Origin of the sequence: Alkalihalobacillus phoenicis (assembly GCF_047302405.1) — a bacterium.
Taxonomy (GTDB): Bacteria; Bacillota; Bacilli; order Bacillales; family Bacillaceae_D; genus Alkalihalobacillus.
The window spans coordinates 445,142-462,263 of the sequence record NZ_CP154853.1 but is presented as its reverse complement, the minus strand read 5'-3'; the positions used below and the strand labels follow the sequence as shown (position 1 = coordinate 462,263).

Below are 17,122 nucleotides of genomic sequence, written 5' to 3'. Positions count from 1 at the left end.
TTTAAAACAACTCATCTATTTGATTTTGAACTTCTTCTTTTGCAGAAATGTTGATTGTTTCTGTTCGCTCAACCGCATCATTCACATAATGCTCAATATCTAAATAGCTTTCATATTTATGAGCTTGATCTCTTCTTGGTCTTGTTTTCGAATCAGACGGTAAGAAAATCGTACAACAATCTTCGTAAGGTAATATCGAAGTTTCGTACGTATCAATTTTATGAGCAATATCAATAACCTCTAATTTATCCATTGTGACAAGCGGACGAATAATCGGTAAGTTCGTCACTTCATTAATCGTATTCATACTGTGTAACGTTTGACTAGCCACTTGTCCTAAACTTTCACCCGTTGCTAATGCTAAAATTCCTCTTTCATTCGCTATTTTTTCACTAATACGAAGCATGACCCGACGCATTAACGTCATTTGAAAATGACTTGGAGCTTCTTTATATAAGTACTTTTGAACATCAGTAAAAGGAACTAAATGAAGTTTAATACTTGCACCATACTTCGTTAACGTTTTCGCTAAATCCATGACCTTTTGTTTCGCCCGTTCATTTGTATATGGTGGGCTATGAAAGTGAATGGCCTCTAGCTTTGCCCCACGCTTTAAAATGAGATACCCTGCAACTGGGCTATCGATTCCACCTGATAACATTAAAAGAACCTTACCGCCCGTTCCAACAGGTAACCCCCCTGCTCCTTCATAAACACCTGATGTAATATAGGTAGCTGTTTCGCGCACTTCAACACGAATATCTAAATCAGGGTGATGAACATCTACTTTTATATCATCTGTATTGGATAAAATATGTCCACCAAGATGATTATTTAATTCCTGTGAACCAATCGGAAATGGTTTGTAGGCTCTTCTTGCTGAAATTTTAAATGTATGAATTGTCTTTTCTTTAGCACTTTCATTAAATAAATGTAGAGCCGCATTTTTTATTTTATCTAATTCATTTTCAACCTTAACAGCTAAACTCATCGAATGAATTCCAAAAACATTTTGTAGTTTAGCCACCACAGGCTCATAATCATGTCCATTTAATTCAACGATGATACGACCAAATGTTCTTTTCACTTTCGTCTCCGGAAATGGCTTTAACGCATATTTCATATTTTGCTGCAATTGCTTTTCAAAGTACGTCCGGTTTTTCCCTTTTAAAGCAAGCTCACCGTAACGAACTAATATATGATTATATTCCATTTAAAATCCTCCACTTTTAATCGTTCTTCATTATTCCTTGCATCTAACTATAATTTTTAATCTCCCAATCAACCACAACATTTAACCATGTACTTTTAACAGATCAGGGATGATTTTGTGTAAGTGAGATAAAACGATATCGACTTCTTCTTCTCTATTTTCATAAGAAAAACTAATACGAATTCCACTACTCGCTTCCTTTTCATTTAACCCTTGTGCCACCAAAATTCGACTCGGCTCCGATAATTTTGAAGAACAAGCTGATTTCGTTGAGACATAAATTTTTTCTTTGGATAGAGATTGAATAAGGACCTCTGGCTTGATATACCCAACCGAAAAATTAATAATATGTGGAGCTGAAGATTCAGCATCTGTATTTATCCTTACTTTATCAATCATTTCTAAACCGTTAATAAGCTTTTCCTTTAATTTTGTCAGCTTTTGGTTTCCGACTGCACTCTTTTCTTTTTCAAGACGATAGGCTTTAGCCATCGCCACAACCCCGGCAACGTTCTCGGTTCCAGCTCTTAATTTCAACTCTTGTTCACCACCGTGTAACAGTGGTCCTAATCGATTTCCTTCTTTTACATACAGTAACCCTGTCCCTTTTAAACCATGGAATTTATGAGCAGACATCGTACAAAAATCGATTCTTAAATTGGCAAGATTTAATGGAACTTTATGTGCGCCCTGGACATGATCGACATGAAAACGTACATGTGGGTAATGCTCCAATAAGTTAGAAACAGCTTCAATTGGTTGTATGGCACCCGTTTCATTGTTAACATGAATCAAAGATATTAAAATCGTATCAGGACGAATCGCCTTTTCTAAATCATCTAATGAGATTTGCCCGTTATTATCGACACCTAAATAGGTCACTTCATAACCTTGTCTTTCCAACTCTAGAAACGTTTCATAACTTGCCGCATGTTCAACCATTGAGGTAATAAAATGACCACCTCTATTTTTTCTCGCGAACGCCGTTCCTTTTATCGCTAAGTTATTTCCCTCTGTCCCACCTGATGTGAAAACAATTTCTTTTGTCTTAACTTGCAATTGTTCAGCAAGTATTTTTCGAGCTTTATCTAATAAAACTTGAGCTTCCATCCCTAATGTATGCAAAGAAGAAGGATTTCCAAAAAAGTCTTTAGATACTTTTATATATGTTTGAATGACCTCATCTAAAGGTCTTGTCGTTGCACTATTATCGAAGTAAATCATCGTTATTGAATCCACTCCCCATATGACAATTAAAAGATTGCATCACTATATGTTAGCATAAAATGTTGAAATAACAATATAAGAACCGCTTTTTTATTACCTGAGAAATATTGAATGAATATTGCGACTTATCATTCCTAGTTCCAATCGCCCTTTAAAGTATGTTAAGATATTTGACGTTGTTCATTTCGAATATTGGTATTTTAGGTTTTGACTTTTTTAATTTTTTTGATTATTCCTGTTATTTAATATCTCTAAAAGAGAATGGAAATATTTTTAAATACATGCTAAATTTCTTTTCCTATTCAGAAAATCAACAGGTCAAGAAAAACTATTTTACAAATATTATGAGCGAACTTCTATGATTTAACAGCTATATGGAGGCCTTGTAAATGAAACAAAATCTTTCAAATAAAAACCTATTCGCACTAGGTTTTTTAATGCTTGCCTTATTTTTAGGTGCCGGAAACTTAATTTTCCCACCTCAATTAGGTCAAGAAGCAGGTGCATCGGTCCTGCCTGCGGTATTCGGTTTTTTATTAACCGGTGTCGGGTTACCTTTATTGGCTATTGTCGCCATTTCTCAAACGAATGGAAATATGTTTGAAATAGCCAATCGGGTCCACTCCAAGTTTGCGATCGCTTATTCGTTTGCAATTTATTTGGCACTAGGTCCGTTTTTTGGAATTCCTAGAACAAGTACAGTTACTTATGAAATTGGAGTTGCTCCGTTTTTGCCAGACGAGATGCAAGGAAACATACCTTTATTGATTGCAACGTTTATCTTTTTTGTTATCACTTATTTTTTATCTTTAAACCCTTCAAAACTAATTGATCGGATCGGGAAATTGTTAATGCCATTATTATTAATTTTAATTGGGGTTTTAACGTTCTCCTCCTTTGTTTTGTTTGATTTTAGTCAATTCCATTCACCGATTGAAAAATATAAAAATGGGGCGGTTTTTTCGGGATTTATTGAAGGGTACTTAACGATGGATACGATTGCAGCTCTCATTTTTGGTATTGTCGTTATGGATCGTCTTGCTGACTTAGGTATTAAAGATAATAAGCTCGTTGCCAAATACACGATCCAATCAGGACTGATTGCAGGGGCAGGTCTTTCCTTTGTATACATCAGTTTAGCCTTATTAGGTACGATAAGCGTTTCCGTTGTAGGGCGACTTGATAATGGAGGACGTATACTATCGGAAATGTCTTTTGAAATGTATCAACATTTTGGAACGATTTTACTAGCGGCGGTCATTATTGTGGCTTGTTTAACAACCGCGATTGGGCTTGTTTCTGCATGTAGTGAATTCTTAGCGAAAAAATTTCCGAAAATTAGCTATTCCATTTTTCTATTTATCCTAACATTCGCTAGTTTTTTAATGGCAAACCTAGGATTGAGTCAACTTATTTCAATCTCTTTGCCTGTTCTTATTTTCCTTTACCCGATTACAATCGTTTTAATTGTCTTAGCGATTGTCCACTCTTATGTAAAGGTAAAACAGCCGATATACATTTGTACGATTATCGCAACGTCTATCTTTAGTTTAATAGATGGATTAGTAGCAGCGGGGTTACCGATGAATCGTTGGATGCCATTTCTTAATTATATTCCTTTATACAATAATGGAATTGGTTGGTTCCTTCCAGCTATTATCGGATTATTAGTAGGAGTCACCATTGCTAAGCTACAAAATCATTCAGAATAAAGAAAAACAAAAAGTCATGAGAAGGTTTTATACGCTTCTCATGACTTTTTTAGTGTGCTTCCTTAACTTGCATGAACTTCTTCCTTAATAAATCGTTCTTCAACCTTTTGGTCAAATGGGCGGATCGTTTGAATGGTTAGCTCAATAGCTTCTTCATAATGATAACTTCTGAAAAGTTGTTCGGCTTCTGTCAATGCCTGATAGACATTTTCAGACTGACTACGGTAGCGATTTCCGTATTGAATTAACTTCTCTGCTAAATCAGCTTGCTCAATCGTTTCAGTTATCACTTTTTCATTGTCATGAATAATTTCAACTGCATCCTTAATTAGAGCATTTACTCTGCCCATTTCTAATGGCACTTGCTCTAATTGCTTCGTCGTTTTTGTTAAAATCTCTTCACCTTGCTTCAATTTCTCCAAGACGATTAACGGCAAGCCAGGAATGTTACTTTTACGAATCATTCGTTTATTATCTATTAGAATTTGACGAAGTTCCGTAATTGTTTCCTTTGCTTTCCATTCATCTTCCCTTAATGTATCTAGGTTTTCTTTTGCTTTATTCATTTCTTCTTTAATTTGGTCAATTGCTTCAACCCACTTTTCCATCATTTCTTGAATGGAAGTAAAGGTTTGTTTTTCATTTTCTGAAACATCAACAATCACTTGTAATTGCTTCGTCGTTTCTTGGAGTTTTTTTCGTATCTTTTCTTGTATCTTTAATTCTTCATCTGTAATTCGATAGCTTAATTGAACATGGCTCGTTTCTGCCATTAAATCTTGTAGCTTCGTATCTAACTCCATTAGACGGTCCTTCTGTTCAGGAATTTTCTCTAGCACCGCTTTTTTAGCGTCCACTTCTTCCTCTAAAGTTAAATACATTTGTTCAATTTGTTCACTTATCTTCGTTAAACCTTCTTCAATTCCATCAAGTTCTAGCTCTTTTAACTGGACTATATAAGCTTCCAATTCTTTTTCGATATTTTGAATTCGATTCTCAAAATTAAGGGATTTTAAATAATACCCTGACTGCTCCATTTCATTTATACCTAAACGTAAATTTTTGCACTCCACTGGCAAAGTCGCTTGCAATTGAACGAGTAGGGTTGGAATTTGTTCCATTTGCACTGAACTAATCTCAAGTTTTTTCTGTACATCTCCAAGAATCGTTCTAGCTTTTAAATAATTCCCATCTTTTGTTGCCTTATCAAATTCAGATAGTCCTTCCTCAATTTCAAGTAACGATTGGTCAAGAGCTTCAACAGTTAAACCATAAGAGCCTCTTTTTCGGAGTAAGTCCTTTTCTAACTCTTGGAATTTGGAACGGATTACCCCGATTTCTGTCCGGTTTTTCTCTTCACTCTCGACAAAATTTTGGACATCATCTAACATCACTTTTAACTGTTCTTCAATGCTAGTTAAACGCTGGTCAATATGAGTAACAATCCCTTTTGCCCGTTTAAAACGATACTTGTTAGCCGATTCCTCAATATTAAAAAGCTCTTCTTCAATATCTGGCAATATCGTTCCAACAATTTCATCCCAATCATTGCGCCATAATTCGAATTTTTGCTCGGTTTCTCCTGACATATGTAATCTTTTTACACGACTAATCTCCTCTGGAATTGGTCGATTTAAAATTTCGTTTTTCCAGCCTTCTAATCTATCTACCTCTTGATAAATCTTTTTGCGAAAAAGCATACCAACCAAAAATACAAGAATTACAATGGCAATTAAACTATATAGTACGATCATCAGAAGTCTCCCTTCCTAATTGCTCCGCTAACTTAAAAGGTTTTAAAAAATTATAATATGTATATTTTTTATAAACACATTTCCATTAAAATTTATGTATGAACTGACATTCTTCAAAAAGAGTGAAAATCCTGCTTTTTCAACAAAATTCCTTAAATTTCTGCCTTTTCACCTATGTAATATGATACCATGAAATATAGGTTTTGTATGCTTTTTTTCATAGTCGACAACGATTCTTTTAACAGAAAGAAGGCGGTTTTTAGATGATTTTATTTGATGGGCATGTCCATACACCATTCTGTCCACATGGGTCAAAGGACTCGATTCACGCTTACTGTGAACAGGCGATAAAGTTTGGCCTTACAAGTATTAGTTTTACTGAACATGCTCCTTTACCTGAAGGATTTGTTGATCCTGTTCCCTTACAAGATAGTGCGATGTCAAAAGAGAATTTGCCTCTTTATATTAAAGAGCTGACTTCCATTAAACAGCAGTATGCGAATCAACTTAAAGTTAATATCGGTTTAGAAATTGATTATATCGAGGGGTTTGAGCGAGAAACGACCTCATTTTTAAATGAATTTGGACCATCTTTAGATGATAGCCTATTATCTGTTCACTTTCTTAAATCCAACCAAAACTATACTTGTATAGATTATAGCCCCGAAACATTTGAACAGTTAAAAAGGGAGTTAGGTTCCACTGAAGCTGTGCATGAATTATATTATCAAACAATTGAAAAATCGCTCGTAGCCCAGTTAGGTCCCTTTAAGCCAAAACGGATTGGACATATTACCCTTACACAAAAATTTATTAAAAGATTCCCAACTCATTATCCTTTTGAAAAAAGATTGGAAACGATTCTCCCTCTTGTCAAGCAAAAGGGGTTTGCGATAGATGTTAATGGAGCCGGTACATTAAAACCATTATGTGGTTTGACCTATCCTCCTTTGCCCATTATCAAACAAGCTGCGGAATTAAAAATCCCTCTTATTTACGGCTCTGATGCCCATCAAATAAAAGGGATGATGTCTGGTCAAGACCAATTACCAAACACCATCACCTTTGTTTCCACTATTTAAATTTAACTCAACTTTCGCATCGAGAAAATCCGTTCAACTAGTTGGCAGATCGAAAGGGAAGCTCTTAAACAAATGCCCTTGACACGTTTGAAAAGCGAGAACGTACTATCACACAAAACGGATAAACTGTGCAGTAAAAAAATATGCCCTCCGGCGGTCGCTACCAAAACCATACTCCGCGTCCTTGCCGAGAACCTGGCGAGTCTCCTCGGTACACCTGTGGGGTCTCGCTCCACGGTTTATTCCTGCGGGAGTCTCCGTATGGTTTTGTCCGCTAAGTGTAGGGGAGATGCTTGATGATATGGATCTTTCCAACTCAGCTATTTCTAACGCAGAAGGACCTACTTCTTCCCTTTGTTGGTTATGGAACGAAATAGGGAGTTGCCACCTATTTTTTTCCTAAGTCTGCAGTAATGAAAAGGCATGATTTAAATTGAAACCAGCTCGATCATCTAGCTAACGTACAGAGCATCAACACTGATTTGGCTAATGTACGTTGAAGTCATGACTGTTTTTTTATTCAATGAGAAAACCGAACCTAGATTCGATTCCATTATCTAGCGGACAAACAGACACGGAGACTCCCGCAGGAATAAACCGTCCAATGAGACCCCGCAAGCGTGCTGAGGAGGCTCATGAGGTTCCTGCAGGACGCGGAGTGTCTGTTTGGGAGCGACAGCCGAAGCGCTTCATTTAGTGAACAGTTTTCTTCAACAGCCTACGAAGAGATGTATTCAGACTGTCAACGATTGAACCGTTCATGTAAAGTCAATTGGAGTATGGTATCTCCCTAAAGTCAATCTCTATCAACGGTTAAGGGTCAATCATACGCTGCGAAAGTTGAGATTTAAGATTCCTTATTTTTAATAGTTGCAAGGGGTAAATAGACTTTACTTGTTCTAATATTTTGCTCCTTGCCTAAACATTTATCAATCCAAAGGCTGATTTGCTCCATATATCTTTTTATAAAATACGGCTCTGTCGTTGAGAGCTGATTAATTTCTTGTAAATAGTGAGGGTATAAGTAAGGCATAATAATCAGATGCCTTATTTGCAATGTAACCATGTCCAATGGTTGCTTTTTAAACTCCCCATTTTGAATCCCTTTTCGTAAAATTGACTCAATTTCATGCTTTTCTTTCCTTAAATACGTTGACATCAATTCCCTTACTAAAGTTGAGTCCAACGTCATTTCACGATGGACAAGTCTAGCAAGATGGTGGTTTTGTTGTTGGTAAATGAGTAATTCTTTTAATAAGCCGGATAGGTGGTCTCTTTTTGTTGAATAAATCTTCCTTTTTTCTGATTCCACAATCGCTAAATACCCTTCAAAAAAGGTCATCATCAGTTCCTCAAAAAGACCTTTCTTCCCACCAAAATAATACGAGACGAGTGCAACATTTACCTTTGCCTTTTCTGCGATATGACGGACGGACGTTCCATCAAACCCTTGCATATAAAATAAATTAATTGCGGCATTCAACATTTTTTCTTTCGTTGCTGTACTCATACCATTCCCCTCCGAATTATAAAGCGGAGCCTGTTCGGTCAGAGGCGAGAAAATCAAAGTTCAACGCTAAGTTCGCGCCATCCTGTCGCAACGCCTTGTACCCACGTCCTGTGGGCAGAGGCTGCTTTTGAAGACGCTCTTTGTCTTCATAAAAGACGAACCGATTTTTCTCGAGCTTCTAACAGGCGTAGCTAGATTGATTTATAAAAAATTCCTCCTATTCTACATTTTCTACCCCTAAGCTCCTACTCCTTGTCTTTTTCCTCGACATATACCGAAAACTTTCTGACAGCAACATACGCAGATCGCCTTTTCTTTTTTTATTTTGAAGTCTTTTGGCGAATCATGTAAACTATAAATATATTTTATTGTAGGAATGGGGAATGATGATGTTTCAACACACCAATTACAATGGCTCTAAAGAAGAACAATATTCTCTTTTAAATAAACAACTTGACGCATTACTAACAGGAGAAACTGATTTTATCTCCCATTTAGCGAATGCAAGTGCTTTATTGAATCAATTTTTAGATAATGTGAACTGGGTAGGCTTTTATCTTTTAAAAGAAGATAAATTAATTCTTGGGCCCTTCCAAGGTTTACCTGCTTGTGTACAAATTCCAATCGGACGTGGTGTTTGTGGAAGTGCTGTCAAAGAAAATAAAACGATGCTTGTCGCCGATGTGCATCAATTTCCTGGCCATATCGCTTGTGACGCTGCTTCCCGCTCAGAAATTGTCATTCCATTAAAAAAAGCTGGCGAAATTATCGGCGTCCTTGATATTGATAGCCCAATCGTTAATCGTTTTGATCAAACCGATCAAAACTCATTAGAAAAATTTGTTCATACCCTTGAAAAACACTTAGAAATAGCAGAGGATTAATCGACAAATACAAAAAAACTCAGCAGGTTCATTTAGTAAACCTACTGAGTTTTTTTATTAATAAAATTTAAAGCGATAGTCAAACAAAAAACGATAAGAAACCATTCTGCTTCTCATCGCCTCCGAATCGCTCACCCTTCTGTGAAAACACTCATTCTAAATAACTACTTGATTTTTCCCTGAGTTTTTAGCCATATATAACGCCTTATCTGCCTTATCCACTAGTTCCTTTAACGTTATCAATCCCGTTGTTTCGATCTCCCAATATGAAAGGCCACAGGAAGCGGTTACTTTTGGTCTTGTTGCATCCGCGATCGCTTTAACGATTCTTTGAGCAATAAAATAACCTGTTTCCTTCGTCACTTTTGGCAAATAAACAGCCAATTCTTCACCGCCCCATCTAGCCACTATGTCGCGGTCTCTCGTATTTTCTTTTAATACTTTTCCTACTTGAACTAATATTTCATCACCGACTTGATGACCAAATGTATCATTAATTTTTTTAAAATTATCTATATCAAGCAACAAAAAGCATCCTCTTCGACCCGTTTGAAAAGACTTCTGTACTTGACCATCCAAATAACTGCGTGAATATAGCTCTGTTAAATGATCGGTAATAACGAGCCTCTCTAGTTCTTCATGGATAATGGAGTTTGAAAAGGCTAACGTACAGTGTTGAATGATCGCCTGCAAGAGTTTAAAGTCATCAAAATTAAAATGGAAAGGCTGATGGTGCATAACAAGAAAGATTCCTTCTAATTTCTTCTTTCTCATCATCGGGATCGCCAAAACGGATTGATATGGAAAATGCTGAAGGGCTTGCTCATTTTCTGCTTTCCCGATATAGATGGAATCCATCTCGAATTTAACTCGCTCCAACAAATTTTCAATTTCAGTCTGAATACCATTTTGTTGAAAATATTCCGTGCTCCCTTTGATTAACGTGAATTTCTCCTCCTGATTTAAAAGAAGTATCCCGACTTCTTCCGCATAAAAAGATTCAAGGATTTGCTTACGAATAAATTCAACCGTATCTACGAGCTTCAAATTTGAATTAATTTCTTTTGAGGTTTGGTTAATTAACTGTAAGTCATGTATGAGCTTTTGTGACTGTTGATATAGTTCCGCATTTTCTAAAGCATTGCCACCAATATCTGCTAAAAGTTCAATAAAGGAGAGCTCATTTTTTGTAAAAAGCCGATTTTGTGGGGCGGCAATTTCTAGCACCCCATATACCCCTTGCCTACCATGTAACGGAGCATATAACGTCCTAATTTGTTCTTCTTCACTAATTTCAATTTCTCCGGTTAAATAGACTTTCTCAACTGTTGGATTATCGCCATTATCGCGATAATCTAGCAAATAAATTTTCATACTTTCATCACCATTCCACTCATGAGAAAGCATTACCTTTACCTTAAATCCATCAAAAACCTCTTGAATGACGTCAATGATTTCACTTAAAACATCACCAATATTCATCGACGAATGTAATTTTTTCGTAACCTGTAATAATAAATCTTGATTCCGAGACTGATATTGAGCCTTTTCTAACTCATACCCTTGAATAAACAAAGCTTTTAAATCATCCAAATATAGACTTAATGAATCCTGCAAAAAAGATTGTTCGGATGAATCAGAATAGCCAAATAAGATATACCCAATTAAAGTCTCTTCCTTCTCAATTGGTATAACCGTAAAATGTTGATAGGTTCCACCATGAACATTACTCAGATTAAATACATCTTTCCTTTGATTTAAAATAAGTTCTTTATTCCAGTTCACTACATTTTGGAGAACCTCATTTGAGCTAACAACAATCATTAATTCATCATTAACATTTTCTAGAACGGTTACACAAAGTTCTTCCTTGTATGTATCATTTACAAGTTCTGCTAAAGCTTGTGATAATGTCGTCCAATTTATTTGGAAATTCGTTTTCTTAAGGATGTTAGTCGTGCATAATTTTAAAAATTCATCACTTTTATCATGTAAATTTGTCTTCACTTTTAACATAGTCATCATCTCTTGTTTGTTCTTTAATGAGCTTTCCGCATACGGAGAAACAACAAAGAAATAACTTCCTTCCTTTGCTAAAAGTGCTTCTTCACCATAATATTCATAGTTTTCATCCTTCGCATAAAATTGCTTTTGCTGGATTAATTGTCGACATTTTCTATGAATATATTCTTCCTCATCTGAAACTAACCCATTAAAATAGGCTAATTTAGTATCTGCTTGATTAATTAAAAGAAAAGCAATGGACTCTGTTAATGATTGGGAATGCGTATGAACTTGATTAAGGATTTTCATAAAAAATTGATATTCCTCACTTGTTGCTTGCTCATTAACTTGAATTGCAACGTTCAAACATCTCACCACCATCCACTTTTTCGTTTTTACTCATTAATAGCTTTGGTTCATTCCTAAGAAATTAACCTATCTTTTTTATCTGTTTTGTAGGATATAAAAAGGTTATAGGTCTTTTTTCATTCAATTATAAATGATCTGCATAAAATATACTACTATATATCCTTGGTTTTTTTCTAAAAATTCTCATTTTTGTTATTGAGAGTTTTATGATTAACTCATTGACTTTCTAAAACAAAAAATGTACAATGGAATTTGTGTGAAATAGGACAGCAAAGGTATGATAATATGTTCTTGTTTTTGTTCCTCTTATAAGAGGTGCATCACGTAACTTCAAGCTGTCGGGGCGAAGATGCATGAAAGCAAAATCATTCATATTAACGAACTCTGCCTTCTGTTGTTATTTTGCAACATCAAAATAACAAGGAGGAGTCAAACATGGCTCGATATACAGGTCCATCTTGGAAACTGTCTCGTCGTTTAGGGGTTTCTTTAAGCGGCTCAGGTAAAGAATTAGCAAAACGTCCGTATGCTCCAGGGCAACACGGTCCAAACCAACGTAAAAAACTTTCTGAATATGGTTTACAACTTCAGGAAAAACAAAAATTACGTCATATGTATGGTGTAAATGAGCGTCAATTCCGTCGCATTTTTGATGATGCTGGTAAAATGACTGGTATTCACGGTGAAAACTTCATGATTCTTTTAGAATCTCGTTTAGATAACTTAGTTTACCGCATGGGTCTTGCTCGTACTCGTCGTGCAGCTCGTCAATTAGTTAACCATGGTCATATCGTTGTAGATGGCGGACGTGTAGATATCCCATCTTACCGTGTGAAATTAGGTCAAGTTATTTCTGTTCGTGAAAAATCACGTAACCTTGATGTTATCAAAGAAGCTTTAGATGTGAACAACTTTGTTCCTGCTTATGTTTCTTTTGATGCTGATAAATTAGAAGGTTCTTACACTCGTTTACCAGAGCGTTCTGAACTTCCAGCAGAAATTACTGAAGCTCTTATCGTTGAGTTCTACTCACGTTAATAGGTTCGAATTGCATTTAAAGAGAATCAAAGCCTTAGAAATGTTGTTATATCAATGTTTCAGGGCTTTTTCTATTTTATCAACTTTGCAGTAGCACCTCCTATCACTAATAATTCCATTATAAAAAACTCCCCCCACTAAAACTCTAATAAACCAACAATTCGAACGTTGAGGAATGGAAAGATGAGCTTTAAAAAAAGCCCTGGTATATGCAAGGGCTTACATGTTATCATTCAACCTCTGAAAATTTAATTCGAGTACTTAATTCCATGCTATCACCTTCTTCGGCATAGAAAATGTACTCTGATTCATAGTGTGTACCACTACCTAAGATCGTATTAACTTTTAATCTATCACTAGCTGAGTAAACAACGAAATTACCATTTCCTCCATTCGGTTCAGCAATGTATCTTCCAGGAGATAAATCAGGGCCAACTTGATAATGACCAGCACTTAACACTTTTGGCTCCCCTTCTTTTTTCTTGATCTCTCCAGAAACAGCTGCTAATTCATCTTGCTTTGCACTGATACTAGCAAGTAGCTCCTTTAATTCCTTTTCTTGCTCGCTCAACTCTTTAAGTAATTCTTCTTTATTTTCTTCAAACTCGGTGGCTTCATCAATTATTGCTTTCATGCTGTTATACTCAGATTTTGCATTTTCTGTATCTATTAATACTTGGTCTTTTTCAGCATAAGCACTTTCTAAATTCGCCACTACTGTCTCAATTTCGGATTGTTTCTCCTCAATCTCGGCCTTAAGCTCGTCATAAGTCATGAGAGTCCCATCAACATCAATATTAGAACTACATCCAAGCAATAAGAAGAAAGGAATAAATACGAATAATATTTTTTTCAATTTGCCCCACCCTTTACCATTTTTTTAATCGTAGCACGTACTATAGTCCTAAGCAATTATAATTTACAAATATATGTATGAAGGTTGAACTACTTTTAATTATTCTGGCTATACTTTTTACAGTTGGTATTGGAGTAATAGTTTATGCCGTTCAATACACTGCAAAAGCAGAAGAGTTTTGAAAGGTGAGGAAAGAATTAAATCAATCTTAGTATCCAATACAAGAAGAAATACTTTATTGTATATTTGCACTTGGCGAGGGTGACAACTATCCTTGTAATAGAATTACAATTGATAAAAAAATAGAAAAAGATAAATATTGTCTTTCTAATTATGATGTCCAGAAAAAAACAGCCAAGAACTAAAAATATTTAGGTTTAAAAGACTATGTCCTTACAGAGGAGATACTCTAACACTCAGAAGATCTAGATGAAGTGAACTCAGAAACCGTCCTTGATAATTGAGAGAAGCTTTTTACCACAAAAGATGCACTAATAGAAAATCATGATGAAATTGATAACAAAATATTATCATTAAACAACAAGAGCCCCCACAAGGAAGGCTTATTACGGAAAAGAAGCTATTAATTTTTTAGTAGTACACAGTGTCATCTTTAATGTATTTATACTTTAATTACATAATCTCCAAATCAACCAAAACCGATTGTAACTGTTCTGGATATTCAATTTGAACGGTCTGATCTTCTTGCACCCAAAATTGAATTAAACCTATCTGATCTAATATTTTATCAATTTTTGCAATCCTTCCCCTAATACGAGGAATATCAGGGTTAGCGAGAACTAATAAGACGTTCTCATCAACGACATTTAAATATTCCATTAGCTTCATTATTTGTCTGTCAGCATGGGTTTTAATTTGTCCACTATCAAAAACCATATCTCCAGAGGCATCATTACCAGTAGACCCTTTCGATTCCACCCATATAGTCCACTCATTTTTCTTCCCTTCAACGTCTATACCATGTTTTTTACCAGTAAGACATTTCAACTCACAAAATCCTTTTTGCCTTAAGTAATTAAATACGGAATAATTTACAGTATCTTCATTCATAATGAATGGATCTGGCTTTAGAAATTTCGAATTATTTTTTGGCATTTTGAAGTTCCACCTCCGTAATATATTAAATTATATAACTTCAGAAGGAAACAAACAGCAAAAGCAAGGAAAATCCTTATAGAATTCCCCATATAATTCTAGTAAGGCCTCTTTAATCCTACCTATTACTTAAGGTTTTAAACTACGCAGTATCGATTTTCGTGCTGTATCCTAGCTCCCTTCTCTTAAGCGGACAGGAATGGATCTAAGCGACCTATCATAACTACACTCTCAAACTCAAAAAAATCTCGGTTGTACTCTACAAGGAAAGATCCCTTATTTTATTCCAAAAAAACTGGCTTTGTTGCAATGATTGCCACAAAACCAGTCCTTCCTTTAATTCGCTTTTTGCTCGTCCATTAGATGACAAGCTACTTCTTGAAAGCCACTTTTACTTACACTCTGTAGCTTTGGCTCCTCTTGTCTACAACGTTCATACGCATATGGACAGCGTGTATGGAAACGACACCCTTGTGGTGGATCGATTGGTGAAGGAACGTCTCCTTTTAATAAAATTCGCTCTTTCTTTTGTTTAATATTCGTACTTGGTATCGCCGATAACAAAGCCTGTGTATAAGGGTGCTTCGGTTCATTAAATAACGATTTTTTATCCGCCACTTCCACAATTTTACCAAGATACATTACAATAATTCGATCCGAAATATGACGAACCACACCTAAATCATGCGAGATAAATAAGTAGGTTAGCTTAAATTTTCTTTGAAGCTCCTTTAAAAGATTTAACACTTGAGCTTGAATAGAAACATCCAAAGCCGAAACCGCTTCATCACACACAATTAACTTCGGGTTCACGGAGAGGGCTCGTGCAATTCCTATACGTTGACGTTGTCCCCCACTAAATTCATGAGGGTATCTATCTAATTGGTGTTCCCCGATTCCCACAGTCTCCAGTAGCTCCTTTACTTTATTTCTACGTTCATTTTTAGGTACAACATTTTGAATTTTCATCGTTTCCTCAAGAATTTGACTAACCGTCTGCCTTGGGTTTAAAGAAGCATATGGATCCTGAAAGATAATTTGCATGTCTTTTCGTTTTTTTCTCATTTGCGACGTACTAAGTGAAAGCAAATCTTCCCCTTGAAAATTAACACTACCGGAATACGGATTATCAAGCCTTAAGATCGCACGACCCGTCGTTGACTTTCCACAACCAGATTCACCAACAATACTAACCGTCTCCCCTTCTTTAACGGTAAAAGAAATGTCATCCACAGCTTTTACATGGTTAACCGTTCGTCCAAAAATCCCACCCTTAATCGGGAAATACTGTTTTAACTCTTTGACTTCTAATAATGTTTGCTGTTCACCCATTTACGTTCACTGCCTTCCCTGCATTTTCCCATTCATCTGTATGAATCCAACAACGAACTTTTTCTCCATTCGATAATTCCTCTAACTCTGGTAGTTTCTTCGTACACATTTCCTTAGCAAACGTGCATCTTGGTGCAAATCGGCACCCTTCAGGCAAATTAAATGGGCTAGGTACAGAACCAGGAATAATCGCTAAATCTCCTTCAACGTCTTCATCATGTTTTGGTACCGAATTTAACAATCCAATCGTATAAGGATGTTTCGGATCAGTAAAAATCGTTTCGACCTCTGCATATTCGACCACTTTCCCACAATACATGACGGCGACCTTATCACACATCTCGGCAACAACACCTAAATCATGGGTAATGATCATCAAGGATGTTCCTAGCTCTGATTGAAGGTTTTTAATAAGCTCTAATATTTGAGCTTGAATCGTTACATCTAATGCTGTCGTCGGTTCATCAGCAATTAATAATTCTGGATTACAGGCAAGTGAAATCGCAATCATAACACGCTGACGCATCCCCCCAGAAAGTTCAAACGGGTATTGTTTCGCTCGCTTTTCAGGTGAAGGAATTCCTACTAGTTTCAACATGTCCACTGCTTTATTCCAGGCCGCTTTCTTATCCAGTTTTTGATGAATACGTACAGATTCAGCAATTTGTTCCCCACATGTTAAGGTTGGATTTAAAGAAGTCATCGGCTCTTGGAAAATCATTGAAATGTTATTTCCGCGAATTTTACGCATTTCTTTTTTACTTTTATGAACGAGGTTTTCCCCTTTAAAAATAATTTCGCCTTCTTTAATTTTTCCAGCTGGCTCTTGTAAAAGACGAAGAATGGAAAGCGACGTAATACTTTTACCCGAACCAGACTCTCCAACAATTCCTAACGTCTTCCCTTTTTCAATTGAAAAATCAACTCCGTCTACAGCTTTGACCTCTCCATCACCAGTAAAAAAGGAAGTACATAAATTTTTCACTTCAAGTATATTCTCATTTTTTGTCATAGTCATTGAATGC

At 36.0% G+C, this 17,122-nt stretch carries 13 protein-coding genes; 4 read left to right on the top strand and 9 right to left on the bottom strand.

The genetic code is table 11. The features are described from left to right. Position 1 precedes the first annotated feature (1 nt). On the bottom strand, positions 2-1,213 hold the full coding sequence (gene thiI, locus AA0017_RS02090) for a tRNA uracil 4-sulfurtransferase ThiI (RefSeq protein WP_413379062.1): 1,212 nt from the start codon (positions 1,211-1,213) through the stop codon (positions 2-4). Between the two features lie 81 nt (positions 1,214-1,294). Continuing rightward, on the bottom strand, positions 1,295-2,437 hold the full coding sequence (locus tag AA0017_RS02085) for a cysteine desulfurase family protein (protein ID WP_413379060.1): 1,143 nt from the start codon (positions 2,435-2,437) through the stop codon (positions 1,295-1,297). Positions 2,438-2,829: 392 nt separating this feature from the next. Between AA0017_RS02085 and brnQ the strand changes: the two genes are divergently transcribed. Further along, positions 2,830-4,152 (top strand): branched-chain amino acid transport system II carrier protein, encoded by a 1,323-nt coding sequence (gene brnQ / locus AA0017_RS02080; RefSeq protein ID WP_413379058.1) that lies wholly within the window; start codon positions 2,830-2,832, stop codon positions 4,150-4,152. A 62-nt stretch (positions 4,153-4,214) separates the two neighbouring features. On the opposite strand, the gene ezrA is transcribed toward brnQ, so the two are convergent. Beyond that, positions 4,215-5,906 (bottom strand): septation ring formation regulator EzrA, encoded by a 1,692-nt coding sequence (ezrA, locus tag AA0017_RS02075; protein WP_413379056.1) that lies wholly within the window; start codon positions 5,904-5,906, stop codon positions 4,215-4,217. Positions 5,907-6,169: 263 nt separating this feature from the next. Between ezrA and hisJ the strand changes: the two genes are divergently transcribed. Further along, complete coding sequence (gene hisJ, locus AA0017_RS02070) at positions 6,170-6,988, top strand: histidinol-phosphatase HisJ (RefSeq protein ID WP_413379054.1); 819 nt, start codon at positions 6,170-6,172, stop codon at positions 6,986-6,988. Between the two features lie 847 nt (positions 6,989-7,835). Here the strand turns inward: hisJ and refZ are convergent. Further along, positions 7,836-8,498 (bottom strand): forespore capture DNA-binding protein RefZ, encoded by a 663-nt coding sequence (gene refZ / locus AA0017_RS02065; RefSeq protein WP_413379052.1) that lies wholly within the window; start codon positions 8,496-8,498, stop codon positions 7,836-7,838. Positions 8,499-8,887: 389 nt separating this feature from the next. Between refZ and AA0017_RS02060 the strand changes: the two genes are divergently transcribed. Then, a complete protein-coding gene (locus AA0017_RS02060) occupies positions 8,888-9,382 on the top strand; it encodes a GAF domain-containing protein (protein WP_413382337.1) in 495 nt (164 codons plus the stop codon). Positions 9,383-9,538: 156 nt separating this feature from the next. Here AA0017_RS02060 and AA0017_RS02055 read toward each other — a convergent pair whose 3' ends face one another. After that, on the bottom strand, positions 9,539-11,752 hold the full coding sequence (locus AA0017_RS02055) for a diguanylate cyclase domain-containing protein (protein ID WP_413379050.1): 2,214 nt from the start codon (positions 11,750-11,752) through the stop codon (positions 9,539-9,541). Between the two features lie 438 nt (positions 11,753-12,190). On the opposite strand from AA0017_RS02055, the gene rpsD reads away from it, so the two are divergent. After that, positions 12,191-12,793 carry a 30S ribosomal protein S4 gene (gene rpsD, locus AA0017_RS02050; RefSeq protein ID WP_413379048.1) on the top strand — a complete coding sequence of 201 codons (603 nt, stop codon included), beginning with the start codon at positions 12,191-12,193 and terminating at the stop codon, positions 12,791-12,793. 229 nt (positions 12,794-13,022) lie between these two features. Here the strand turns inward: rpsD and AA0017_RS02045 are convergent, their stop codons facing one another. The 4 genes from AA0017_RS02045 to AA0017_RS02030 all read right to left on the bottom strand — a co-directional run bounded on the left by AA0017_RS02045 (position 13,023) and on the right by AA0017_RS02030 (position 17,115). Beyond that, entirely contained in the window at positions 13,023-13,649 is a 627-nt protein-coding gene (locus AA0017_RS02045; RefSeq protein ID WP_413379046.1) for a hypothetical protein, read from the bottom strand. Between the two features lie 633 nt (positions 13,650-14,282). Next, on the bottom strand, positions 14,283-14,765 hold the full coding sequence (locus tag AA0017_RS02040) for a hypothetical protein (RefSeq protein WP_413379045.1): 483 nt from the start codon (positions 14,763-14,765) through the stop codon (positions 14,283-14,285). A gap of 336 nt (positions 14,766-15,101) precedes the next feature. Then, complete coding sequence (locus AA0017_RS02035; RefSeq protein ID WP_413379043.1) at positions 15,102-16,097, bottom strand: ABC transporter ATP-binding protein; 996 nt, start codon at positions 16,095-16,097, stop codon at positions 15,102-15,104. After that, positions 16,090-17,115, bottom strand: a complete 1,026-nt coding sequence (locus AA0017_RS02030; RefSeq protein ID WP_413379041.1) for an ABC transporter ATP-binding protein — start codon at positions 17,113-17,115, stop codon at positions 16,090-16,092. The genes AA0017_RS02035 and AA0017_RS02030 overlap by 8 nt, the downstream gene beginning before the upstream one ends. Positions 17,116-17,122: the final 7 nt, after the last annotated feature.